This window comes from Lentzea alba, from assembly GCF_011067745.1.
Lineage (GTDB): Bacteria > Actinomycetota > Actinomycetes > Mycobacteriales > Pseudonocardiaceae > Lentzea > Lentzea alba.
Genome location: NZ_JAAMPJ010000005.1, coordinates 302,822 through 326,741, shown reverse-complemented (window position 1 = coordinate 326,741; position 23,920 = coordinate 302,822). Strand labels below are relative to the sequence as shown.

At 68.5% G+C, this 23,920-nt stretch carries 22 protein-coding genes and 2 pseudogenes; 15 read left to right on the top strand and 9 right to left on the bottom strand.

The window, feature by feature from the left end:
- Positions 1 to 11 precede the first annotated feature (11 nt).
- From G7043_RS20575 to G7043_RS48425, 6 genes and pseudogenes are all read left to right on the top strand, one after another.
- On the top strand, positions 12 to 2,180 hold the full coding sequence (locus tag G7043_RS20575) for a xanthine dehydrogenase family protein molybdopterin-binding subunit (protein WP_166047678.1): 2,169 nt from the start codon (positions 12 to 14) through the stop codon (positions 2,178 to 2,180).
- A 13-nt stretch (positions 2,181 to 2,193) separates the two neighbouring features.
- Positions 2,194 to 2,649, top strand: a complete 456-nt coding sequence (locus tag G7043_RS20570; RefSeq protein ID WP_166047676.1) for a (2Fe-2S)-binding protein — start codon at positions 2,194 to 2,196, stop codon at positions 2,647 to 2,649.
- A gap of 61 nt (positions 2,650 to 2,710) precedes the next feature.
- Complete coding sequence (locus G7043_RS20565) at positions 2,711 to 3,952, top strand: SLC13 family permease (RefSeq protein ID WP_166047674.1); 1,242 nt, start codon at positions 2,711 to 2,713, stop codon at positions 3,950 to 3,952.
- A 3-nt stretch (positions 3,953 to 3,955) separates the two neighbouring features.
- Positions 3,956 to 4,390 (top strand): universal stress protein, encoded by a 435-nt coding sequence (locus G7043_RS20560; protein WP_166047672.1) that lies wholly within the window; start codon positions 3,956 to 3,958, stop codon positions 4,388 to 4,390.
- Positions 4,391 to 4,465: 75 nt separating this feature from the next.
- A complete protein-coding gene (locus G7043_RS20555) occupies positions 4,466 to 5,452 on the top strand; it encodes a hypothetical protein (RefSeq protein ID WP_166047670.1) in 987 nt (328 codons plus the stop codon).
- Positions 5,453 to 5,661: 209 nt separating this feature from the next.
- Positions 5,662 to 5,763, top strand: a pseudogene (locus tag G7043_RS48425) (poly(ADP-ribose) glycohydrolase domain-containing protein); the annotation flags it as partial.
- A 59-nt stretch (positions 5,764 to 5,822) separates the two neighbouring features.
- Here the strand turns inward: G7043_RS48425 and G7043_RS49925 are convergent.
- Positions 5,823 to 7,445, bottom strand: coding sequence for an IS200/IS605 family accessory protein TnpB-related protein (locus G7043_RS49925; protein ID WP_166047668.1), 1,623 nt, complete (start codon positions 7,443 to 7,445; stop codon positions 5,823 to 5,825).
- Positions 7,446 to 7,553: 108 nt separating this feature from the next.
- On the opposite strand from G7043_RS49925, the pseudogene G7043_RS20540 reads away from it, so the two are divergent.
- The 6 genes and pseudogenes from G7043_RS20540 to G7043_RS20515 form a co-directional block, all read left to right on the top strand.
- Positions 7,554 to 8,018: pseudogene (locus G7043_RS20540) on the top strand (TIGR02452 family protein); the annotation flags it as partial.
- 115 nt (positions 8,019 to 8,133) lie between these two features.
- Entirely contained in the window at positions 8,134 to 8,655 is a 522-nt protein-coding gene (locus G7043_RS20535; protein ID WP_166047666.1) for a ribbon-helix-helix protein, CopG family, read from the top strand.
- 69 nt (positions 8,656 to 8,724) lie between these two features.
- On the top strand, positions 8,725 to 9,567 hold the full coding sequence (locus G7043_RS20530; RefSeq protein WP_166047664.1) for a DUF4097 family beta strand repeat-containing protein: 843 nt from the start codon (positions 8,725 to 8,727) through the stop codon (positions 9,565 to 9,567).
- Between the two features lie 10 nt (positions 9,568 to 9,577).
- On the top strand, positions 9,578 to 10,513 hold the full coding sequence (locus G7043_RS20525) for an ATP-binding cassette domain-containing protein (RefSeq protein WP_166047662.1): 936 nt from the start codon (positions 9,578 to 9,580) through the stop codon (positions 10,511 to 10,513).
- Complete coding sequence (locus G7043_RS20520; protein ID WP_166047660.1) at positions 10,510 to 11,292, top strand: ABC transporter permease; 783 nt, start codon at positions 10,510 to 10,512, stop codon at positions 11,290 to 11,292. The genes G7043_RS20525 and G7043_RS20520 overlap by 4 nt, the downstream gene beginning before the upstream one ends.
- A gap of 14 nt (positions 11,293 to 11,306) precedes the next feature.
- Positions 11,307 to 12,503, top strand: a complete 1,197-nt coding sequence (locus tag G7043_RS20515; RefSeq protein ID WP_207311442.1) for a cytochrome P450 — start codon at positions 11,307 to 11,309, stop codon at positions 12,501 to 12,503.
- Positions 12,504 to 12,551: 48 nt separating this feature from the next.
- Here G7043_RS20515 and G7043_RS20510 read toward each other — a convergent pair whose 3' ends face one another.
- From G7043_RS20510 to G7043_RS20495, 4 genes are all read right to left on the bottom strand, one after another.
- Positions 12,552 to 13,253, bottom strand: coding sequence for an SDR family NAD(P)-dependent oxidoreductase (locus G7043_RS20510; RefSeq protein ID WP_166047658.1), 702 nt, complete (start codon positions 13,251 to 13,253; stop codon positions 12,552 to 12,554).
- Between the two features lie 51 nt (positions 13,254 to 13,304).
- The gene (locus G7043_RS20505) at positions 13,305 to 15,182 is read right to left on the bottom strand and encodes a hypothetical protein (RefSeq protein WP_166047656.1); all 1,878 of its coding nucleotides are present in this window, start codon (positions 15,180 to 15,182) and stop codon (positions 13,305 to 13,307) included.
- A gap of 96 nt (positions 15,183 to 15,278) precedes the next feature.
- Complete coding sequence (locus tag G7043_RS20500; protein ID WP_166047654.1) at positions 15,279 to 16,265, bottom strand: fatty acid desaturase family protein; 987 nt, start codon at positions 16,263 to 16,265, stop codon at positions 15,279 to 15,281.
- 267 nt (positions 16,266 to 16,532) lie between these two features.
- Entirely contained in the window at positions 16,533 to 17,462 is a 930-nt protein-coding gene (locus tag G7043_RS20495) for a nuclear transport factor 2 family protein (RefSeq protein WP_166047652.1), read from the bottom strand.
- Positions 17,463 to 17,566: 104 nt separating this feature from the next.
- On the opposite strand from G7043_RS20495, the gene G7043_RS20490 reads away from it, so the two are divergent.
- On the top strand, positions 17,567 to 18,172 hold the full coding sequence (locus tag G7043_RS20490; RefSeq protein WP_207311441.1) for a TetR/AcrR family transcriptional regulator: 606 nt from the start codon (positions 17,567 to 17,569) through the stop codon (positions 18,170 to 18,172).
- A gap of 88 nt (positions 18,173 to 18,260) precedes the next feature.
- Positions 18,261 to 19,541, top strand: coding sequence for a phosphopyruvate hydratase (gene eno, locus G7043_RS20485; RefSeq protein ID WP_166047650.1), 1,281 nt, complete (start codon positions 18,261 to 18,263; stop codon positions 19,539 to 19,541).
- A gap of 843 nt (positions 19,542 to 20,384) precedes the next feature.
- Here the strand turns inward: eno and G7043_RS20470 are convergent.
- Positions 20,385 to 20,753, bottom strand: a complete 369-nt coding sequence (locus G7043_RS20470; protein WP_313888017.1) for an ATP-binding protein — start codon at positions 20,751 to 20,753, stop codon at positions 20,385 to 20,387.
- Positions 20,754 to 20,907: 154 nt separating this feature from the next.
- On the opposite strand from G7043_RS20470, the gene G7043_RS20465 reads away from it, so the two are divergent.
- Positions 20,908 to 21,138 (top strand): hypothetical protein, encoded by a 231-nt coding sequence (locus tag G7043_RS20465; protein ID WP_166047646.1) that lies wholly within the window; start codon positions 20,908 to 20,910, stop codon positions 21,136 to 21,138.
- A gap of 368 nt (positions 21,139 to 21,506) precedes the next feature.
- On the opposite strand, the gene G7043_RS20460 is transcribed toward G7043_RS20465, so the two are convergent.
- From G7043_RS20460 to G7043_RS20450, 3 genes are read right to left on the bottom strand one after another with little or no spacing between them, the layout of a single operon-like run.
- The gene (locus G7043_RS20460) at positions 21,507 to 22,241 is read right to left on the bottom strand and encodes a GAF and ANTAR domain-containing protein (RefSeq protein ID WP_166047644.1); all 735 of its coding nucleotides are present in this window, start codon (positions 22,239 to 22,241) and stop codon (positions 21,507 to 21,509) included.
- A 34-nt stretch (positions 22,242 to 22,275) separates the two neighbouring features.
- The gene (locus tag G7043_RS49920) at positions 22,276 to 22,917 is read right to left on the bottom strand and encodes a GAF and ANTAR domain-containing protein (protein ID WP_166047642.1); all 642 of its coding nucleotides are present in this window, start codon (positions 22,915 to 22,917) and stop codon (positions 22,276 to 22,278) included.
- Entirely contained in the window at positions 22,914 to 23,828 is a 915-nt protein-coding gene (locus G7043_RS20450) for an acyl-CoA desaturase (protein WP_166048232.1), read from the bottom strand. The genes G7043_RS49920 and G7043_RS20450 overlap by 4 nt, the downstream gene beginning before the upstream one ends.
- Between the last annotated feature and the right edge of the window lie 92 nt (positions 23,829 to 23,920).

The window sequence follows — 23,920 nt, the reverse complement described above, 5'->3', positions numbered from 1 at the left end:
CCCGGGTCCCCGTGCGTCGTCGGCAGTTCCTCGCGTTCCTGGTCGCCGCCCCGGTGCTCACCGTCGCGGTGCCCGGTACCGCGGAGGCCGTCCTCCCGACGCTGCCGCAACCGGCCGAGATCATGGATCTCGGCGACATCCTCATCCTGGCCGGAACGCCGACCGCGGGCGCGCTCGCCGTGCTCACGGTCGGCGAGGACGGCGTCGTCACGCTCGAACTGCCTCGCGCCGAGGTCGGCCAGGGCATCACCACGGCCACCGCGATGCTCGTCGCGGAGGAGCTCGACCTGCCACTGGACCGGGTGCGCGTGGTCTTGGCGGACGCGCGTTCCGAGTTGCTGTTCAACCAGCTCACCGGCGGTTCCAACACGATCAGGTCGGCGTACGGGCCGGTCCGTTCCGCGGCGGCGGCCGTGCGGGCCAGGCTGGTCGCGGCGGCCGCTCAGGAGCACGGGGTGGCCGTCGAGAGACTGTCCACTCGCGACGGTGGAGTGGTGCTGCCGGACGGCCGGTTCATCGCCTACGGGCTGTTGACCTCCGCGGCCGCTCAGCTGACCGGAGTCTTTTCCGCGCAACCGAAACCCGCGTCGCAGCACCGGCTCGTCGGCACGCCGCAGTCGCGCATCGACGCCCGCGCGATGGTCACCGGCCAGTTCAAGTACACGCTCGACCACGACGTGCCGGGGGCGATGCCGACGGTCGTGCGCCGGCCGCCGACGATCAACGGCACGGTCAAGTCGGTGGATTCGGCTGCCGCGCGGTCGATGCCGGGTGTGCTCGCGGTCGGTGTCGTGCCGACGGGGGTCGCGGTGGTCGCCGAGACGTTCGGGCAGGCGATGGCCGCTCGGGACGCGCTGAAGGTCACCTGGAACCCCGGCACGATCGACGCTCTGTCGGACAAGGAGATCCGGGCGAAGTTGCGGGCCGCCGCGTTGCCGTTCGTGGTACCGCCGCTGCTGACTCAGCACGTGGACATGGAGTTCGACTTCGCGTTCGTCAGTCACGCGCCGATGGAGACGAACTCGGCGATCGCGGACGTCCGTGATGATCGGGCCGAGATCTGGGCCGGGTTGAAGTCGCCGATCGTGGCGCGGCAGACGATCGCCTCGGTGCTCGGGTTGCCCGAGGCCGCGGTGACCGTGCACGTGATGCAGGGTGGCGGGTCGTTCGGGCGCCGGCTGTTCTTCGACGCCGCCATCGAGGCCGCGCAGATCTCCCAGGCGTTGCGGCGGCCGGTGAAGCTGATGTGGTCGCGCACCGACGACATGCGGCACGGGCGGGCTCGGGCAGCCAGCCATCACAAGCTGCGCGCCACGTTCGGGCTCGGCAACGTGCTGACGTTCGAGCACCGGGTGGCGTCCGTCGAGACCGATTTCCGGCACGGACTGGGGGAGATCCTCACCGCCACCGCTGCTTCCTTGCCGGTGGGCGGGAACCTCTCCTTTGCGCAGACGGTGTTTTTGACGACCTGCAAGGTGCCTTACAACTTCGGGGTGGTGACCTCGTTGCTCAACGAGGTCCCGCTGCGGATGCACACAGGGTCGTGGCGGTCGGTTTACTCCGCGAACACCCGTGGTGCGGAAGAGATCCTGGTCGACCAGCTGGCGGCGCGGATGGGCAAGGACCCGGTCGCGTTCCGGCGGGAGCATCTGAAGAGCGCTCGTCAGCGGGCGGTGCTGGACAAGGCCGCGGCGCTGGGCGAGTGGGGGCGGGCGATGCCGCGCGGGTTCGCGCAGGGTGTCGCGTTCCACGACGAGTACAAGTCGTGCACGGCCTGTCTGGTGGAGATCGACGCGCGGGATCCGCAGAACCCTCGGGTGGTCAAGGCGGTGATCGTGGTCGACGTCGGACGGCCGGTGAACCCGCGTGGGCTCGAGGCGCAGATGCTGGGCGGGCTCACGGACGCGATCTCCACGACGTTGCGGGCAGGCCTGCACATCGACCGAGGGTTGCCGTTGGAGGGGTCGTACTCGCAGTTCCACTACGCGCGGCAGAAGGATGCGCCGTTGGACGTGCGGGTGCACGTGATGCCGGCCAGCGGTGAACCCGGCGGGGCGGGCGAGTTGGGAGTGCCCGCCGCGGTCGGGGCGATCGCCAACGCCTATGCGCGTGCCACCGGCGTGGTTCCGCGCAGCTTCCCGATCATCTTCCCCGTCGACTTCGAGCCGTTCCCGCGCTGAAGGAGCGTTCCCTGTGCCTACCTACACCTTCGTCGTCAACGGGAAGCCGGTTTCGGTCGAGGCTCCCGCGGACATGGCTCTGCTCTGGGTTCTGCGGGACAAGCTCGGGGTGCGCGGACCCAAGTTCGGCTGCGGCATCGGGGTGTGCCGCGCCTGCACGTCCCACCTCGACGGTGTCGAGGTTCAGCCTTGTGTCACACCGGTTTCCTCTTGTGCCGGGAAGACCGTCACCACGATCGAGGGGCTGGCTTCCGGGGATGAGCTGCATCCTGTTCAGGAGGCCTGGCTGGAACAGGACGTCGCCCAGTGCGGGTACTGCCAGCCCGGGCAGATCATGGCGGCGGTGGCGTTGTTGAACTCCGTCGGCGAACCCAGCGACGAGGACATCGACCGAATCGCGAACGTTTGCCGTTGTGGGACTTATTTCCGGATTCGGCAGGCGATCAAGTCCGCCGCCGCGAAGATGTGAAGGCGCGGCACAGGTTCTAGAGTTTCGGAGGTGAGCCGGGCCCGCCGGCGCAGGAGGATCCGTGCTGGCGCTGTCGGTGTTATTGCTGGTGGCTGTGCTGGTGTGCGCGGTCGTCCGGCCGTGGGGTTGGCCCGAGGCCGCGGTGGCGGTGCCCGCTGGCGTGCTCGTCGTGCTGGTCGGTGCGTTGCCGGTCGACCACGCGGTGGACGAGGCGGTGCGGCTGGGACCCGTGATCGGGTTCCTGGCCGCGATTCTGGTGCTGGCACAGCTTTGTGACGACGAAGGGCTGTTCCAGGCCTGCGGTACCTGGATGGCGGGGGCGTCCGGTGGGCGACCGCGGACGTTGCTGGGCGGTGTGTTCGTCGCGGCGTCGGTGACCACGGCGGTGCTCAGTCTGGACGCGACGGTCGTGTTGCTGACGCCGGTGGTGTTCGCGACGGCGGCTCAGCTCGGGGTTCGGCCCAAGCCGCACGTCTACGCGTGCACGCACCTGTCGAACAGCGCGTCGTTGCTGTTGCCGGTGTCCAACCTGACGAACCTGCTGGCGTTCGCGTCCAGCGGGCTGAGTTTCACGCGGTTCGCGGCACTGATGGCGTTGCCGTGGGTGGTGGCGATCGCGGTCGAGTACGTGGTGTTCCGGTGGTTCTTCCGGACGGATCTCGATGCCCCGGTGCACGCGCCGGAGGTGCGGCCACCGGCTGAGATGCCGGTGTTCGCGTTGGCGACGGTCGGGTTGACCTTGGTCGGGTTCGTGGTGGCGTCCGCTACCGGGGTTGATCCGGCCTGGGCGGCCTGTGCGGGCGCGGTGGCCATGGCGGTTCGGGCGTTGGCTCGGCGGCGCACGTCGGTGGTCAAGGTGGTGCGGGCGGCTTCGGTGCCGTTTCTCGCGTTCGTGCTGGGACTTGGGCTGGTGGTGCGGGCGGTGGTCGACAACGGGTTGGACGACCTGTTGCGGCACGTGGTGCCTGGTGGGAACGGACTGCTGGCGTTGCTGGGGGTGGCGGCGGTGGCCGCGGTGCTGGCGAACGTGATCAACAACTTGCCCGCGGTGCTGGTGTTGTTGCCGCTGGTGGCACCGCTGGGCGCCGGGGCGGTGCTGGCGGTGCTGCTCGGGGTGAACCTGGGGCCGAACCTCACCTATGCGGGGTCGTTGGCCACGTTGCTGTGGCGGCGGATCGTGCACGACCACGACACCGAGGTGAACCTGCCGGAGTTCACCAGGCTCGGGGTGCTCGCCGTGCCTGCCACGCTGGTCGGCGCGGTCGTGGCACTGTGGGTGTCTCTGCTCGTGATCGGAGGATGACCGATGACGGTGGTCGTGTGGGTCGCCGACGACACCTGGCAGGACTGCGTCGACGCGGCTCGGGCGTTCGGCGGGGAAGAGTTGCTGTTGCTGCACGTCAGTGATCACGACGTGCCGGGGGCGGCGCACGGTGCGTTCGCTGGGTTGTTCGGGCGGCATCCGTCCCGGGATCCTGGCGCGCGGCTGGACGGACTGGCGGCGGATCACGCCTCGCGGTTGCTGGAGGCGGCCGCCGACCGGCTCGGGGTGCCGTGCACGACGTCGGCGCGGGTCGGTCGGGTCGAACACGAAGTTGTCGCGGCGGCCCGGGAAGCGTCGCTGTTGATCTTGTGTCGCGACGGCGACGTGAGTCATGCGGGGCCGCGCAGTCTCGGGCCGGCCACGCGGTTCGTGGTGGATCACGCGACCTGTCCGGTGTTGCTGGTCTGGCCAACTTAGGTTCGTGAACGCAAACTTGCGTGCACGCAGTTTTAGTCTCTAGTCTCGGAGCATCGAGACGAAAGGGGACTGCTCATGCGTGCCAAGGGGATCGCGTACGACACCGGGTTCGTGCGCGGTGGCGAGATTTCCGTGCCTGACTTCGACCTGGACGTGGTCAGGCGGGAGCTGGCAGTGATCAGGGACGAGCTGCACTGCAACGCCGTTCATCTCGTCGGGGGCGATCCGGAACGGCTGGAGCAGGCCGCTCTCATCGCGGCTGACCTGGGGCTGGAGGTCTGGTTCTCGCCCTACCCGCTGGAGCTGAAGCCGGACGAGATTCTGGAGCTGTTCGCGGAGTGCGCGCGGCGGGCCGAACGGGTTCGGGCCGGTGGGGCCGAGGTGGTGTTCGTGACCGGGGTCGAGCTGAGCGTCATGAACGACGGGTTCCTCGACGGCGACGACGTCATGGACCGCGTGAACCGGGTGCTGGGCAACCCTGAACGGATGCTGGAGGCCGGGGAGCGGCTCAACGAGTTCCTGGCGCGGGCGGTGAAAGTCGTGCGGGAACACTTCGGCGGGAAGATCACGTACGCGTGCATCCCGTTCGAACGGGTGGACTGGAGCCTGTTCGACGTCATGTCGTTCGAGCTGATCCGGTCGGCCGAGGTCGCGGACCGGTACGCGGAAGGCATCCGGAACGTGGTGGGGCGAGGGAAGCCGGTGGCGATCACCGGGTTCGGCACCGCCGCCTGGCGGGGATCGGGAGCGGTGGCGCCGCGCAGCATGGAGATCGTCGACCTCGACGCCGCCGGACGGCCGGTCCGGGTCAAGGACGGCTATGTCCGTGACGAGGAGGAACAGGCCGCGTACCTGCGCGAGCTGCTGGAGATCTTCGAGGCGGAAGGCGTGGACGGCGCGTTCGTGTACATGTTCGCGCTCAACAACTACACGCATCGGCCGGACGACCCGAGCCGGGATTTCGACATCGCCAGTCCTGGCGTCGTGAAGGTCTACGAGGACGGGAACTGGGAACCCAAGGCCGCGTTCGGCGCGGTCGCGGAGACCTATGCGCGGATCTGAAAACCGCTTGGCAGGCTTGGAACAATTGTTCGCATCATGAGCAGCAGGCTGCGAGCGATCGCCCGCGACACCGTCGAGATCTCGGAGCGAGGTTCCTACTCCACCGGGTCGCGCGAGGTTCCGATCGCCGTCACCCCGGCGGTGTCCGGGACTCGCCTTCACCTGCCGGAGGACGAGTTGTCCCTGCCGGCACCGGGCGAGCCCCGAGGGTGGACGTCACCAACGAGTCCACTTTGGAGGCGACCCGGCGGCTCGGCGGCGACGTCGCCGGTCTGGTCTTCGCTTCCGCGCGCAACCCCGGCGGTGGGTTCCTCAACGGGGCACAGGCTCAGGAGGAGAGCGTCGCGCGTGCGTCGGCGCTCTACCGTTCCTATGGGCTGAGCGGGAGTGTGTCCTGCTCGGCCGGGCGCTCCGAACGGTGTTGGGCGTCCTGGTTGCCCGCGTACTGCCCGCGGCCGGGCGGCGCGGATCGTGTCCGCGGTCCGGGTCTGCGGGGGCGGGTTTCCTCACGCCGTCGGGTGTCCGGTCCGGCCTGGGCGGTCCGATGCTCCGCGTGATCGCTCTGGTCACGTGGGGGCGGTGCCGTCCGTCGCCGGATTGGATGCCCGAGGGCGCGTCGCCCGACAGCGACACTCGCCGCGTCGTGCCGGGAAACCTTGCGTGTGGCGGTGGTGAGGGGTTTCTGCCAGTGCTGGGCACCCCAGCGGGAGGTGTAGGCCGGGTCGACCGCGATGACGGCGATGCCGTGCTCACCGGCCATGCCGGTCAGCCTGGCCCGGAGCTTTGCCGTGGGGAAGCGGGAGAGCAGGCGGCGGAAGCGTTTTCTGTTCCCGTGTTTCTCGCGGGTCTTGTCCTGTTCGAAGTCCAGGTCCTCGACCGCGATCGCCGTCACACCGGCACGCCGGGTCCAGTGCAGCAGGCGAGTCAGGGCGTGCCGGATCTGCGCGTCGCGGTGCTCGGCGTGGCCGGTGAGGTCGTAGCAGAAACGGCGGGGACGGCCGAGCGGGTTGCCATGCGAGTCGAGCCGCCACGCTGCCAGGTGGTCGTCGTTCGTGTCCACCCCGACAACACCACCCGCGGCCACGATGCACAACGGAAGTCCGGGGGCGGCAGGGCGCTGCCAGGAGGCGGTGACGTACCAGCGGCCACGGTCAGCGTCGTGGTGGATCCGGTAAGCGACCGCCAGGTTCCGCTCGATCCGCTCTGTCCACTCGGGGCCGCGGTGCGCGAACACCGCGCGTGCGGTGAAGACGTACCGGCCGTGCCTGGCGTTCGCCAGGTCCGCCAGCGGTGTGGGCAGCTTGATCGACATTTCACCGCCGGGGGTGATGCGGATCGTTTCGTTGCCCCAGCGCTTCCCCGCCTCGCCGTCCGCGGCCAGAAACCAGCGCCCGGCTTCCCAGTGTTCTCGCCACCGCGCTTCGGTCAACTGCGCGGCACCGAGGTTGTGACGGGTGTTGAGAAGGCGCTTCCCGCCCCGCACGATCCGCACCCGGCCGGCCGCTCGATCCGCCTCCGCCGCCGCGAGCCGAGCCCGCAGCACACCCAGTCGACGCGACTTCGCATGCCACTCCCGCCGGGACCGGTAACCACCCGGCTCTCGCTTGCCGCCCCGAAACCCGATCGGCAGCGCCAACCGGCGCTCGATCATCGCAACACCCGCGCGCAAACCAGCGATATGCGCGGCCTGACCACGGCGAGCCAACGCCCACTGATCATGCGATCCCTTGGTGATCGACCCAGCCCACCGCGACGACGACTCCGGCGTAAGCCCGCGTTTGCGATCCGCCCACGCCTGACTGGAATGCTCCAGCCCGGCCGCGCACCGCGCCTTCAGATCACGACCCGCCAGCGACCCCAGATGCGCCCCGGCCAACCGCAACACCCGCTCGTCCGCGACAGTCAAGCCCTTGAGACGAGTCCGGATCGCCACACCAGACGAGCCAGGCACGACAAACGACGGCGCGATCACCCGCAACCCGTCAACTGCCACACCAGCGATCGTATCGAACGCATGATCGAACCACGCGTCAGGCTCACGCAACCCACAAGCACTCATTCAAACGCATCTGCGATCACCTGATCGACCTCACGTACGAGCGATTCAAACCCCTGCCTGCGCGCGGCCGGTGACTTCTACCGGTACCACCGCGCGCACGACGACCTCACCTACAGCGACCGGGTCATCTACTCGCCACGGGTGCCGGTTTTCCGTGACGACAAGGGAAACCTGCTGCCGGAGCCGTACGAGGTCTCGTTCCTGACCGCGGCGGCGCCCAACCGGTCCGCGATCGTGCGCAACCAGCCCGAGCGCGCCGCCGGCATTCCCGCCGCTTTGCTGCGACGGGCCGTGCGGGTGCTGCACGTTGCCGCCGCGCACGGCCATCGCCGGCTCGTGCTGGGCGCGTGGGGTTGCGGGGTCTTCGGCAACGATCCGGCTGTGGTCGCCGAGACGTTCCGGTTGGCTTTGCTGGACAACCGGTACTTCGACCACGTCGTGTTCGCGGTGTTGGACCGGCAGAAGGGCACGTCGACGCTGGCGGCCTTCGTCGAGGCGCTCACCTGATCTCGGAGACCGTCATCTGCCCTCGATCAGGCCCCTGACCTGCGGTGAGCCAAAATGATGCCACGGTGAGCCAGATTTGGTTGCCGGTGGTGCCACCGTGTGCCATAGTGATGCCATGGATCTGACCCCGTACGTGGCTTCCCTCGGTCGCGAACTGCTGACCGCCGTCGAGACGGGCGGTGACGACGCGAGCGTGTTGGTCGAGCGGTTGACCGTGTCGATGGAGTCGGCGATCCGGCTGGCGCTGCTCGAGGCGCTGTCCGCCGCCGCCGACGAGATCACCGCGGACCTGGCGCCGGACTCGGTGCAGGTGCTGCTGCGGGGGCGGGACCCCAAGTTCGTCGTGACGCGCCGGCCGGTCGAGCAGCAGCCGGTCGCCGTCGCGCCGGAGCCCGTCGCGGCACCCGCCGAGGACGTCGCGGCCGGCTTCGAGGACGGCACCACCGTGCGCATCAACGTCCGCCTGCCCGAACCGCTCAAGGCGGCGATCGACGAGGCGGCGGCCAAGGAGGGCCGCTCGGTCAACGCGTGGCTGGTGCGCGCCGCGTCGGCCCAGCTCACGCCGAAGACCAGCGCCGAACCGCTCGCCGGAGGGCCCGCCCCCGCGTCGCAGCGTTTCGTCGGCTGGGTCCGTTAACCCACAGCTTTCACTTCACCGTCTCTGACCTGCGGAGACGTTCTTCCGGCACGCTCTGAGGGGACAGCCATGCCTTCTTACGACACGTATGAACCGATTTCCGTACTGCTCGACGTCTACGCGGGCTTCGTCCAGATCCTCGCGAGCGACCGCGTCGACACCGTGGTCGACGTGCGGCCGTCCGACCCGGACGACTCCTCCGACGTCGAGGCCGCGCAGAAGACCCGGGTCGACTACGCCGACGGCGTGCTGACGATCCGCGGGCCCAAGCGGACGTTCGACTTCTCCAAGAAGACCAGGTCGGTCGACATCGTGATCGAGCTGCCCTCGGGGTCCAAAGTGGACGCCGACGTGACCGCGGGCAGCACCCGCACCACCGGCGTGCTGGGGGAGACCGAGATCGACATGTCGGCGGGACACGTCCACGTCGACCGCGCCGGGCCGTTGAAGGTCGACACCGGCGCCGGTCAGATCCGCATCGGGGCCGTCACGGGCAACGCGGAGGTCAAGACCGGCAGCGGGCACGTCCGCGTCGGCTCGGTCGCCGGGTCGTTGACGGTCAAGAACTCCAACGGCAACACCGAGATCGGCTCGGTCGACGGTGAGCTGCGGGCCCGTGCGGCCAACGGCGACATCACCGCGGAACGGGTCGGCGGAGCGCTGGAAGCCAAGAGCGCCATGGGATCTCTCATCATCGGCGAGGTCGTGCGCGACACCGCCACGCTGAACACCGCGATGGGCAGCATCGAGGTCGGCATCGCCCAGGGCACCGCCGCGTGGCTCGACACCAAGACCAGCTTCGGCCGCGTGCACAACTCGCTCAGCGGCAGCGAAGGCCCCGGCGACGCCGCCGAGACCGTCAAGATCACCGCCCACACGTCCTTCGGCGACATCACCGTCCGCCGTGCCTGAGGGGAACTCCATGAACGCGATCAAGGCAACCGGGCTGCGCAGGTCCTACGGCGACCACGAAGTGCTCAAGGGCGTCGACCTGGTCGTCGAGCGCGGCACCGTCTTCTCGCTGCTCGGCGCGAACGGCGCCGGCAAGACCACCATGGTCAAGATCCTGTCCACGCTCATCAGAGCCGACAGCGGCAGTGCGTCCGTCGCCGGGCACGACGTGGCGAGTGATCCCAACGGGGTCCGCGCCGCGATCGGCGTCACCGGTCAGTTCTCCGCCGTCGACAACCTGATGACAGGCCGCGAGAACCTCAAGCTGATGGCCGACCTGCACCACCTCGGCCGGGCCGAGGGCAGGGCGAAGGTCGAGCAGCTGTTGGAGAAGTTCGACCTCGTCGACGCGGCCGACAAGTCCGCGTCCACTTATTCCGGCGGCATGCGCCGTCGGCTCGACCTCGCCATGACGCTGGTGGGCTCGCCGCAGGTGATCTTCCTCGACGAACCAACGACGGGCCTCGACCCGCGCAGCCGACGCGCCATGTGGGACATCGTGCGGCGGCTCGTGGCGGAGGGCGTCACGATCTTCCTCACCACCCAGTACCTGGACGAGGCCGACGAGCTCGCCGACCGGATCGCGGTGCTGGACCACGGGAAGATCGTCGCCGAGGGCACCGCGGACGAGCTCAAGCGCCGCATCCCCGGCGGGCACGTGCTGCTGCAGTTCAGCGATCCCCGCCACCTGGAGAACGCCACGCGGGTCATCGGCAACGCGTCCCGTGACGGTGACGCGCTCGCGTTGCGGGTGCCGAACGACGGCAGCGTCCGTTCGCTCAAGGCCCTGCTCGACCGGCTCGACGACAACGCGGTCCTGGTCGACTCGCTCAGCACGCACACGCCCGACCTCGACGACGTCTTCCTCGCCCTCACCGGCAATCCCGAGAAGGTGACCCAGTCATGACCTACGTCCTGACCGACTCGGCGACGATGGTGCGCCGCAACCTCAAGCGGATGATCCGCTACCCGTCGCTGACGTTCCAGCTGTTGATCATGCCGGTCGTGTTCCTGCTGCTGTTCGTCTACGTCTTCGGCGGCACGCTCGGCGCCGGCCTCGGCGGACCGTCCGGTGGCCGCGCGGAGTACCTGAACTACGTGACGCCGACGATCATCCTGATGGCGATCACCGCGGCGGTGCAGGGCACGTCCATCTCGATCGCGATGGACATGACCGAGGGCATCGTGGATCGCTTCCGCACCATGGCGATCGCCCGCGTGTCCGTCCTCACCGGACACGTGATCGGCAGCCTGGTGCAGACCGTGCTCGCGATGACGTTCGTCTTCGGTGTCGCGGTGGCGATCGGCTTCCGGCCGCAGGCGAACTTCGTCGAGTGGCTGGCCCTCGCCGGACTGCTGGTGGGCATGGCGTTCGCGCTCATCTGGTTCTCCGCCGCGCTGGGCCTCAAGAGCAAGTCCGTCGAGTCGTCGAGCAACGTCGGCCTGCCGCTGATCCTGCTTCCCTTCTTCGGCAACGGTTTCGTGCCGACCGACTCGATGCCGACCGTGCTGCGCTGGTTCGCCGAGTACCAGCCGTTCACCCCGTTCATCGACGCCCTGCGCGGCCTGCTGATGGGCACGCCGATCGGCAACAGCGGCTACATCGCGCTGGGCTGGTGCGCCGTCATCGGGTTCGGCGGCTACCTCTGGTCCAAGAAGCTCTTCAACCGCGAATCCACTCGCTGAAGGAGTCACTGATCATGCAGCACGGCCTTCCCATGGACCGCGACGTCACTCCGTTCGACCCGCCGAGCCGGATCACCGAGCTCCGATCCACCCGCCCGGTCAGCCCGATGCTCTTCCCGGACGGCCACGAGGGCTGGCTCGTCACCGGTTACGACGCGGTGCGAACCGCGTTGGCGGACACCAGGTTCAGCAGCCGGCAGGACCTCGGCATCCTGCACGTGCCGTTCCCGACCCCCGGCATGCCGGAGCAGACCGAGCCGTCCCCGCAGACGCCCGGACTGTTCATCAGCATGGACCCGCCGGACCACACCCGGTTGCGCCGCAAGCTCACCGGCGCCTTCACGGTCAGGCGGATGAAGGCGTTGGAAGAAGGCATCATCGAGATCACCGAACGGCAGCTGGACGAGCTGGCGAAGCTCACCCCGCCGATCGACTTGGTGACCGAGTTCGCGCTTCCGGTGCCGTCACTCGTGATCTGTGAACTGCTCGGGGTCCCGTACGCGGACCGGGAGACGTTCCAGGTCAACTCCTCCAAGTTCATGGAGCGGGAGGTGAGCCTGGACGACAAGATGGCCGCGTACACGGCGATGACCACGTTCCTGGCCGAACTGGTCGTCAGCAAGCGCGCCGAGCCGGCCGACGACCTGCTGTCCGATCTGGCCCAGGACGAGGACCTCAGCGTCGAGGAACTCGTCGGCATGGCGTTCCTGCTGCTGCTCGCCGGTTTCGAGACCACGGCGAACATGCTGGCGCTGGGCACGTTCGCGTTGCTGGAGCACCCGGACCAGCTGGCCGAGCTGCGGGCGAACCCCGAGCTGATCCCGGACGCCGTCGAGGAACTGCTGCGGTACCTGGCGGTCGCTGACGTCTTCTTCCGCTACGCCGCCGAGGACATCGAGTTCTTCGGCGAGACGATCCGCGCGGGCTCCACGGTGATCCTCTCGCTGCTGGCGGGCAATCACGACCCGGAGAAGTTCGAGCACGCCGACACGTTGGACGTGCACCGCAACGCTCGCGGGCACCTCTCGTTCGGCCACGGCGTGCACCAGTGCCTCGGTCAGCAGCTGGCCCGCATCGAGATGCGCGCCGGGTTCGAGGGGCTGCTGCGCCGTTTCCCGTCGCTGGAACTCGCCGTTCCGGCGCGTGAGGTGAAGCTCAAGACCGACATGAACATCTACGGCGTCCACGCCCTGCCCGTCACCTGGGCGTGAAGCGAGGCCGGGTGCGCCATGGGCACCCGGCCTCTGCGGCTTCCGGAACTACACGGTGAATCCACCGTCAGCGTTGATGCTGGCGCCGGTGACGTACGCACCGGCATCGCCCGCCAACGCCGCCACCAGTTCGGCGATCTCCGCGGGATTTCCGTAGCGTCCCAACGCGGTCAACCCCCGAATGGTGTCCGCCATCGATCCGTCCGCCGGGTTCATGTCCGTGTCGGTGGGACCGGGGTTCACGATGTTCGCGGTGATGCCCCGCGGCCCCAGGTCACGCGCAAGTCCTTTGGTCATCCCGATCAGCGCCGTCTTGCTCGCCGAGTACAGGGCGAAACCGGGAAAGGGCGCGTACACCGCGACATTGCTGCCGATGCTGATGATCCGCCCGCCCTCGCGCATGTGCCGTGCCGCTGCGCGCGCCGCGAGGAACGGCGCGCGCACGTTCACGGCCATCGTGTGGTCGAACTCTTCCCTGCCAAGGTCTTCCAGCGGTCCCACCTGGAAGACTCCGGCGTTGTTCACGAGCACGTCGAGTCGTCCGAACGCCGCGGCGGTCTCTTCCACCGCGGCCACCACGGCGTCCGGATCGGCGCTGTCCGCCTGAATCGACAAACCGTTGTCCGGCTTGGTGTTCTGGTACGTCACCGCGACCTGTGCGCCGAGTGCGGTGAGCTTCTCGGCGACTGCGGCCCCGATGCCGCGGCTCCCGCCGGTGACGAGAGCCGCTTTCCCTTCAAGTGATCCCATGTGGATCAGCCTGGTGGAAACTCCACGAGGAGTCTGGCGGGAATCAGACCGTCAGTTCGCGCCTCGGGTGTACGCCCACGCCGTGCGGTTGAGGGAGTCCTCGATCCCCGTGAAGCCCTCGTTGGGGTTGAGCACGTCCTCGTGGAAGTCGACGTCGAGGTCGTCCGCCGTGCCGCCGATGCCGTCCGGCCCGACGCCGAACATGCCCTTCGGGTTGCCGCCCTGGTCCATGATGCTGTCCAGCGCGTTGAACTGGTCCTGGTGCCAGCTGCCGGACATGTGCCCGGCCTCGTGCGCGGTGATGTTGCCGATCGCCCGGCCGATGAACGCGATCTTGTCGCTGGCCGGGGTGAGGTACCTGTTCAGCGAGACGCTCGTCTGCGCGGCTGGCGAGCTGAGGAGGTCCAGCAGCACCAGCGAGGTCTCCTCCTTGCCGAAGTTGCCCGCGTCGATGGACTGCGCGATGCCGACGGTCTGGATGCCGGACTCGGCGATCGTGCCGCCGACGACCACCCTGCTGACGTTCGGCTGGCCCCACGGGTCGGCGTGGTCGCGGCTGTTCAGGACGCGCACGGCGAACCGCCTGTTGGTGCCCTTCGCGGCGAGGTCGTGCTCGATGTTCTCGCGCGCCGTCGCGACCACGGAGTCGATCACCGCGTTCTCGTCGGCGTCGGTGAGACCCCAGCCGGGCAGGAACTTCTTCAACGCCGACAGGTCGCGGTTGCCGCCCGGGTCGGCCCCGTAGACCCTGGTGTTCACCCGTGCGCCGTTGAAGTCGAGGAAGATCGTCAGCACCTCGGGCCGCGGGTTCAGCTCCGAGCCGGGACGGTAGGCCTCGACGGTGACGTCGTAGCGGCCCTCGCCGTTCTCGGTGCTGACGGTGTAGCGGCCGTCCTTCGGCGCCACGAAGTCGGCGACGGCGTTGCCGCCCGCGGGCAGCGGGGAGTTGTCGGCGTACAGGAAGCTCGCGTCCTGCGACGAACCGAAGACCTCGCGTCCGGCCGGGTCGTGAACCACCACCCTGGTCGCCTTGCCCGCCGCGGACGCGCCCAGCACGTCACCGGCCCTCAGATCGACCGAGAAGAAGTCCTTGTCGTCCTGAGCGTCGCCGGTCGCGATGGTCAGGTCGTACGGACCTTCGGTGAGGACCCTCTTGCCGGTGCCCGGCTTCATCGGGTCGGCCGGGATCCCGCCAGGCCCCGCCGCGGCCACCATGACGTAGGCGTGCTGGCCCGCCGGCACGAAGACCTGCAGCCTGCTGTCGGTGCTGCCGGCGAGGTTGTCCTGCTGCGAGAGGAGCTGGCCGGTCGCGTCGTACGCGGCGAGCAGCGTGTCCAGGTCACCGGTCGGCGTGCTCGTCTCGACGGTCGCGAACGATCCGGTCGTGCCTCCGGCCAGCTGGTAGAAGTCGTGGTCGCCGGTGCCGTCGCCACCGCTGCCGTACGGGCCGTCGCCGATCGTGCCGCTGGTGCGCACGGACTTGCCGCGCGCGGGCACGCCGGTGTCGCTGCCGAGCGGGATGGCGTCGTTGACCTCGGCGAACGGCGGCACCACCGGGATGGTCGGGTCGATCGCGAGGTCACCGGTCAGCGTGAGCTTCGGGTTCTTGCCCCGGCCGGTGCCGAACCCGGCCACGTGCTCGGCCTTGGCCGGCGTGTCGTTGCCGCCCTGCGTGCCCACGGGCTCTTTCTCGTTGTACGTCAGCGGCTGACCCGCGGTCCGCGCCTTGCTCGACGCGGCCAGGCGGGACTGCTTGCGAGCTTCCCGGATGCGGTGCACCGCGGCCCAGTCGACCTCGGCCTCGGGTGGCAGGAAGGCCAGCATCGGATCGGCCTGGCTCACCTGCACCGGCTCGGCGACGGACTGGCCGCTCACCACGAGTGACAACGCCACCCCTGCCGTGAGCACGCCGAATAGATGTTTGCGCATGTGAAGTTCCCCCAGATCGGTCTTGAACCGAGGAAACCAGTGCACCCAGCAGCGGGCGAGCCTTTTGGCGACCCTTTGTCCACTTTCGGACAAGGGTCAGACGGTGGCCTTACCGCGCAACGGCGCCGCTGCCTCGTGCAGGTGCTTCAGCACGTACCCGTACGAGCGGAACAGCCCGCACTGCGCGTAGGAGATCCCGCGCTGGGTGCAGAACTCGCTCACGATCACCTGCGCGCGTCGCAGGTGCGGCCGCGGCATGCTCGGGAACAGGTGGTGCTCGATCTGGTAGTTCAGCCCGCCGAGCAGGATGTCCACGAACCAGCCGCCGCGCACGTTGCGTGACGTCAGCACCTGCTTGCGCAGGAAGTCGAGCGTGTGCCCGGCCGACAGCACCGGCATGCCCTTGTGGTTGGGGGCGAACGAACATCCCATGTAGAAGCCGAACACGCCCTGGTGCACCAGGATGAACGCGACGGCGTAGACGGGGGAGAGCACCCAGAACACCACGCCGACGTAGACCACGACGTTCGCGATCATCAGGTACCGCTCGCGGCCCGAGTGCCTGATCGAATGCCAGTGCAGCGCATAGCCTTCGAGCAGCAGCAACGGGAAGAACAGGTACGCCTGGCGCGCCGCGATCCACCGCAGTGGCCCGCGCTTGGCCAGCCCCTGCTTCTGCGTGAACGCCAGCACCGAGATGTCGACGTCCGGGTCCTCGTCCTCGTGGTTCGGGTTGGCGTGGTGGCGGCTGTGCTTGCCGACCCACCAGTCGTAGCTGACCCCGACGATTCCGCTGTGGACGTAGCCGAAGATCTCGTTCCACTTCCGGGACGAGAAGATCTGCTTGTGCCCGGCGTCGTGGCCGATGAACGCGAGCTGCGTGCTCATCACCGCCAGCGCGACCGCCACCGCGAGCTGCCACCACGAGTCGCCGAGCAGCGCGAACGCCACCCACGCCCCCGCGTAGACCGCGAGGTTCACCCCGACGCGGACGTAGTAGTACCCGCGTCGCCGTTCGAGCAGTCCGGCCTGCTTGATCAGGACGGAGAGCTGGGCGAAGTCGCTCGCCTGCCGAAGCACCATTCGCGCAGAATGCCAGATTCCCCGCACAAGGCAATGCACGCGCGATGAAGTCGCCGCGAACCGCACGCGTCGGCCGGGCCCCGGCACGGCTCCGACACGATGGAGTGATCATGATCGACTTCTCCGGCGAGCCGCTCGCGCAGGCCAGGACCGGTGATGTCCAGTGCTGCCGCATGAGCCCGCCCGGACGCGGGCTCGATCCGTAGAGAGGACCAGAAGCCGTGCTGCCTGGTCTCAGTCCTGCCACGAGACCAGGCGGCACGGATGTCAGAACATCGTGTTGTCGTTGGCGGACGTCGCCGGCACGTCCTGGACCACGTCCCAGTGTTCGACGATCTTCCCGTCCGGGCCCACCCGGAAGATGTCCACAACGGACTGACCGCGATCCTCGGGGCTGGTCCGGTAGTGGGCGTGGATCGCGACGATGTCACCCTCGGCGATGACCCGCTTGCGGTCCACGGTCAACTGCGGGAACTGCTGGAACAGCGCGGCGAACATCTCCCGCAGCCCCGCCGAGCCGCTGGGGATCGAGGGGTTGTGCTGGTGGTACTCCGGCGCCAGGTACTTGACCGCGTCGACGTCCTTGCGGACGACGAGCTGGTCGAAGTACGAGGTCGCGACCGACTTGGTGAACGCCGTCCGCCAGCGCGGGCCCGACTGGTTCGTCCGCGGTGAGCTGACCGTGGAGAACATGTCGTTGCCGCTGACGGAGGTGGCCGGCACCTCCTGGGAGGTGTCCCAGTGCTCGGCGATCATGCCGTCGCGGTCGAAGCGGAAGATGTCGACCACGGCGTTCCCGCGAGTGCCGGGCGTGAGGACCACGTTGGAGTGCACCAGCACGAGGTCGCCGTCGGCGATCACGCGCTTGACGTCGTACTTCAGGTCCGGGAACTGCGTGGCCATGGGGCCGGCGAAGGCCTTGAGCGCAGCCGTGCCGTTGGGCGCGAACGGGTTGTGCTGGATGTAGTCGGGGCGGATGTAGCGGTCCACGACCGAGGTGTCGCCGTCTTCGAAGAGGCGCTTGAGCACGTGCACGGTGATGGCCTTGCGCACGTCGAGCGTGCCCATGTGCCAGGACTGCGCCGTAGCTGGACTCGACGCCGCGGCCGTCGGCGCAAGGCCTGTCACAGCGCCAACAGTCGTGGCGGCCAGCACGGCGGCGACCGCCTTCACGGACAGAGCAGTGGTTCGACGCATTTGTCTCCTCCAACGTTCACGTTGACGACAGCATACGACAAAGATGTCAGTCGCTGACAGGTTGCGCAGTGCATGTCACATCTGACGGCAGCTACAGTGTTCGGGTGAGCGTGAGGAAACCGGGCCTGCGGGAGAGGACCCGCCAAGCGGTGCGCGACCAGCTGATGGCGGTCGCGTGGGAGCTGTTTGTCCAGCAGGGGTACGACGCCACGACGGTGGACGAGATCGCCGAAGCGGCCGGCATGTCACAGCGCAGCTTCTTCCGCTACTTCGGCTCCAAGGAGGACGTCGTCCTGGTGAAGTTCGAGGCGGTCGGCGCGCTCCTGGCCGCCGCGCTCGTCGAACGGCCCGTCACCGAGGACGCCTGGACCGCGCTGCGCCGCGCGTTCGACGTGATCGTGCTGGCCACCGAGCGCGACCCGCGCTACGGCCTCGCGCTGCTGCGGATCACCGGTCAGTCCCCGACGCTGCGGGCCGGCCGGCTGGAACAGCAGATCCGCTGGCAGGAACTGCTGACCCCCCTCGTCGCCGAGCGCCTGGGCGCGCCACCCGCCGACGCGGACCCGGACGTCCGCCCGGCCGCGGTCACCGCCGCCGCGCTCGCCTGCCTGAACATCGCCAACGTCGCCTGGATGGACAGCGACGGAACCGAACCTCTCGACCGGCTCGTGGACGACGCCATGCGTTCGGTGCAGCCCGGCGCGTTCTGAGCCCCGCCTGATGCGGGCGGGAGACAGCCTGTGTCAGGATCATGGTGTTGAACTGATTCGATTCAGTGCTGGCGCCTAGGGGAGATAGATGACTGCAATCACTCGAATCGCGGGCAGGCAGATCCTCGACAGCCGGGGCAACCCGACCGTCGAGGTCGACGTACTGCTGGAGGACGGTTCGCTGGGGCGGGCCGCGGTCCCGTCCGGAGCGTCGACGGGCACCAACGAGGCGGTCGAGCTGCGCGACGGCGACCCGAAGGCGTTCCACGGCAAGGGAGTGCGCGCGGCGGTCGGCGCGGTCAACGGCGAGATCGCGGGTGCGGTCGTCGGCATGGACGCGGAGGCGCAGTCCGAGATCGACCGCGTCATGATCGAGCTGGACGGCACCGCGAACAAGGGCCGCCTCGGCGCGAACGCCACGCTCGGCGTCTCGCTCGCCGTCGCGAAGGCCGCGGCGCAGGCGCACGGTCAGCCGCTGTACCGGTACGTCGGCGGGGTGTTCGCGCACCGGTTGCCGATGCCGATGATGAACATCATCAACGGCGGCGCGCACGCGGACAACGCGCTCGACTTCCAGGAGTTCATGATCGCGCCGGTGGGCGCGGAGACCTTCGCCGACGCGGTGCAGATCGGCTCCGAGGTGTTCCACACCCTGCGCAAGCAGCTGCAGAAGGCCGGGCACAACACGAACGTGGGCGATGAAGGCGGTTTCGCGCCGGACCTGACCACGGCCGACGAGACGCTGGAGTTCGTGGTCGGCGCGATCGAGAAGTCCGGTTACCGGCCGGGCGAGGACGTCGCGTTGCTGTTGGACCCGGCGGCGTCGGAGTTCTTCCACGACGGCGTCTACGACTACCGCGGCGAGGGGCGCAAGCGGTCGGTCGAGGAGCACGTCGCCTACTTGGCCGAGCTCACGGCGAAGTTCCCCATCGTGTCCATTGAGGACGCTATGGCGCAGGACGACATCGAGGGTTGGAAGCTCATCACGTCCACCATCGGTGACCGCGTTCAGCTCGTGGGCGATGACGTGTTCTGCACCAACGTCACTCTGCTGTCGCAAGGCATCGAGCAGGGAATCGCGAACTCGATCCTGGTGAAGGTCAACCAGATCGGCACGCTGACCGAGACGCTGACGACCGCGGAGCGCGCCTACAAGGCCGGCTACTCGGTCGTGATGTCGCACCGTTCCGGTGAAACGGAGGACACGACGATCGCCGACCTCGCGGTGGCGATCAACTGCGGTCAGATCAAGACCGGGTCGCTGTCGCGCTCGGACCGCACGGCGAAGTACAACCAGCTCATCCGGATCGAGGAGGAACTGGGCGCGCAGGCGCGGTACGCGGGACGGACCAGCCTCAGCCGAGGCTGAGCGGGACGCGGGCGCTGGCGGGAAACGCCAGCGCCCGTCTGGATCACCAGGCCACGGCACCGTGACGGTCGCGGAAGGTTTCGGTCGGTCCGTCCGTGCCGCCGGTGGCGAGTTCGACGATCGCGTCGGTCCCCTCGGTCACCGTCTGCGGGCCGCTGTGGCCGTTGAAGTCGGTCGCGGTGTAGCCGGGGTCGGCCGGGCGCGACGTGCTTCGACTCGACCCGCTCGGCGTCGTGGGTCAGCGCGAACGACCCCATGCCGCTCGACGCGTTGACGATGACCGGGTTCGCGGACTTGCGCAGCAGGGGTAGGAACGCGTGCGTCACCCCGGACGATCCCCACGACGTTGACCTCGAACACCGCGCCGGCGTCAGCGGCCGTGATCTGGTCGGCGGGTGCCCCTGGCCCGTGCACGCCCGCGTTGTTGATGAGGAGTCCAACGCATGCTGGCTCGCCTCGGCGAGTTCCCCGTCGGCGTGTTCAGCGCCGACTGGACCTTGCTGTCCTGAACACCCGCCTGGGCAGCGCTCCTGGGCAACCCCACCGCACGAACGCAGGCCGAGCGAAACCTGGTCCGGACAGCCTTCGCCACCGGGCGCAGAACGCTCGCGGCCTGGCCCGTGCGCCACGACGGCGACGCCCTGCGCCCCGCCCTCGTCGCCGATCTGCGCCCCGCTCTCGTCGACTACTCCGTGACCGCGGATTGATCGACCTCGTCGCGGAGCTGCGCTCCACCAGCACGGAGTTCACCCGGCTGGGGGACGAGGGTGGCCGCTGGTTCCGCCGATGCGCAGAAGCTGGAGTTCCTGGGAGTCACGAACGGGGTCGGCTCCTGACAAGCGTTCATGACGCGCGGCAGTTCATCTCCGCCCACACGACTTTGCTCGTCGCGGTCACGTTGAAGCCCCACCCGCGGGACAGCTGATCCACCAGAACCAGGCCACGGCCACGTTGCCCGCTCGGCCCTGAAGCTCGTAGCCGGGGGAGATGCGTCCGGTCGCCGTCTTCGACGTCGATGTGCAGCGACGAGTTCGGCAGTTGGCACAACCGGAGGCTGATGGGCGGCTGGCCGTGGTCGTAGGCGTTGCTGACCAGTTCTGTGACGAGCAGTTCGGCGTCCTCCACGCAGTCGGGGTCCAAATAGGACAGTGCTTGCCGCACGGATCGCCGCAGATCGCCGAGTGGTGGTGTCGCATCGCTGCTCAGGATCACGTTCAAGATCAACCCCCGATGCCCGTTGGAAGAGGCTGTCACAAGTCCCTCCAGGGTCTTGGTGCATGCACGGGCATAGGAGGTGTACCCCGCTGCGGCCGGTCGACACGCGTCACGAGCTGTCACCTGCGATGGTGCGCAGTACTGTCAGGTGATGACCGATGAACAGGGCGGCCCCGCTCTCCAGCCCACGCTGTCCGAGTGGCTCAAGGCTCGCGAGGAGACAGCTCGGCATCTGGCCAAAGGTGCCACGTCGCCCGTTGACGCGCAGTGGGTCCAGCTGCTCGCCGACCTGCTCGCCACCGAGCGTTCGTGGCAGGACCAGTACACCGACCTCATCGCACTCGGCAGCACGGGCGGCCACTTTCCCTCGTCCAACCGCTGAGGCTCGCCACACCCACGGTCAAAGAGGTGTACTGTCGAGCTTGGGGTCGATGCGTTTCGCACCCCCCCCCCCAGTCATCTACGCGCCGTGCAGTCACTCCGGCTCCGCCTCACTCGCGACGACCACGCACGGGACGCGAAGAAAGTCACGACGATAAGAAATGATCTTTTGCCTTGTCTCCGAACGGAAAGCATCCAGTGACCCTGCACCAGGCGAACCACCTGTTCAGCCATCCCGAGACGCACGACCCAGTTGCGACCTCCAGCTCGCCTGATCCCGAACAGCCGTCCTGGACGAACCTGTTCCAGGAACCCGTGCCGACCCAGCGAGCTTCCTCAGAGCGCTGAGAGCACGTTCGCGACCTTTGCTCACCTGGGCTTCCTGCCCTCGACACCCAGCGCGGTCACATCGATCTTCCCGGCGACAACCGCTTCGGCGACGGCGCTGAGGTGCTGGTGCCGGCTTCTCGAGTAGCGCCGCAGCGCCTCGAACGCCTGGCTCATACCGATCCGCAGCCGTTCGGCGAGAACGCCCTTCGCCTGTTCGATGAGCACCCTGCTCTGCAACGCGTTCTGCAGTTGGCGGGCCAGCAGGTCTCGCCGCGTGATGATCTGAGCCTGCAGCAGGCCGATGGTGGCCACGTCCGCCATGGCCTGGGCGACCCTGATGGTCGACTCGCCGAGCACACCCGCCTTGACGGTGAACAGGTTCAACGCGCCGACGGTCTGCGATCGCAGCCGCAACGGCAAAGCGTGCACCGCTCCGAATCCCGCGTCGAGGGCTGCCGAGGAGAACTCGGGCCATCGCTGCGGGGGCTCGGCGAAGCCGGCCACCGTCACCGGTGCACTGGTGAGGTAGCACTCCATGCACGGTCCCCGCCGGTTCTGGAGCTCGAACAGCTCGACCAGCCGGGCGGCGTCGCTGGAAGCGCCCACGACCTGGAGCTCGCGGTGATCGTCCGCGAGCAGGATGCCCGCGGCGTCCACCGCCAATGTGCTGACACAACGGTTTGCCAGCAGGTGCATGAACTCGATCGGGTCGAAGTCGGCGACGAGCGTGTCGGCCAGCTCGACGAACGTCTCCGCGAGGTTCTCCATCGACATGCGGCCGCCTCTGCTGGTAGTTCGCCGGTGTGGATCACACCGGTCCAGGCGCGGTGCCCGGACTCAGCCGCAAACGCCGGGCAACGACGTCGTGTGCGACCTCGACCACCGGCTGGTCGTGGGCGAAGGCGTGCCCGCGCAGCCGTGTGAGTGCTTCCTCCATGCTCACACCCAGCTGGACCGACAGCATCCCGGTCGCCTGGTGGACCTCGGCACGGCTGTCGAAGTGCAGCCGGGCCAGCTCGTCCAGTGCCAACGACAGGATGACCTCGGCCAGGACGCGGACGTCCAGAACCTGTTTCGTGGTGAGCGGCCCGGGCCGGTACCGGTGCAGAGCGAGCGCCCCGATCTGGATGACGCCACTGCACAACGGGAACACGAAGACCGCCGACGCCCCGGCAGCGCAGGCGGCCGGCACGAACAGCGGCCACCGCAGCCGGTTCTCCGGGGAGTCCAGCTCCGCCACCAACACCGGAACCCCGGAGCGCAACGCGTCTTCAGCCGGACCTTCGCCCAGGAGGAACCGCAAGTTCTCGAGGCGCCCGCCCGTCGCGTTCGTGGTGTATCGCGGCTCGCCCCGCCCTGTGCCGTTCACGAGGGTCAGCTGAGCGCCGCTCACTCCCGCCAGGAGAACGCACACCTCGCAGGCCGCTTCGACCAGCCGCTCACCGCTCACTCCGCTGCTCGGACCGTGGCGTCCCTGAGTTTGCGGGCCAGGCGCTCCGGCCTCGGCCAGCGCACGTCGGTGGCCCAGCCGAGTTGTTCGAAGATCCGGATCAGGCGCGCGGAGACGTCGATCTGGCCCCGGCGAACTCCATGGCGCGCACAGGTGGGGTCGGCGTGGTGGGAGTTGTGCCACGACTCGCCCATCGACAGGATCGCCAAGGGCCAGAAGTTCGCCGACTTGTCCCGCGCCTCGAACGGGCGATCGCCGATCATGTGACAGATCGAGTTGACCGACCAGGTCACGTGGTGCAATGCCGCGACACGGACGAGACCGGCCCAGAAGAACGCCGTCAGCGCACCCCACCAGCTCCACGTGATCAGCCCGCCGAGCACCGCCGGAGCGAGCAGTGTCACCGCGGTCAACACCGGGAACCAGCGGTTGACCCGCTGGATGTCCGGATCGCCGAGCAGGTCGGGGGCGAAGCGTGCGGCGTTGGTCAGTTCTCGCCGGAACATCCAGCCCATGTGGGCGTGCCAGAAACCTTTGGCCAACGCACCGGCCGACGTGCCGTACAACCAGGGCGAGTGCGGATCGCCCTCGCGGTCGGCGTAGGCGTGGTGCCGGCGGTGATCGGCGACCCAGCCGATGATCTGGCCCTGCATCGCCATGCTGCCGGTCATCGCGAGCGCGATCCGCAAGGCGCGGTTGGCTTTGAAAGCGCCGTGGGTGAGGTAACGGTGGAAGCCGACCGTCACACCGAGACTCGTGAAGGTGTAGAAGAAGACGGCGAGCCCGACGTCGGCCCAGCCGAGTCCCCAGCCCCACGCCAGCGGCACGGCGGCGGCGAGTGCCACTGCCGGGACGATCGCGAAGAGCTTCACCAGAAGCATCTCGAACGGGGTCTTCTCGCCCGCGAGCATCGGTTGTGGTCCAACTCCGGGAACTGATGTGCTCACGTCACGCACCTCCAGGACGGCAGCTGCCTCTCCGCCGCCGGGGTCTGGGGCGATCG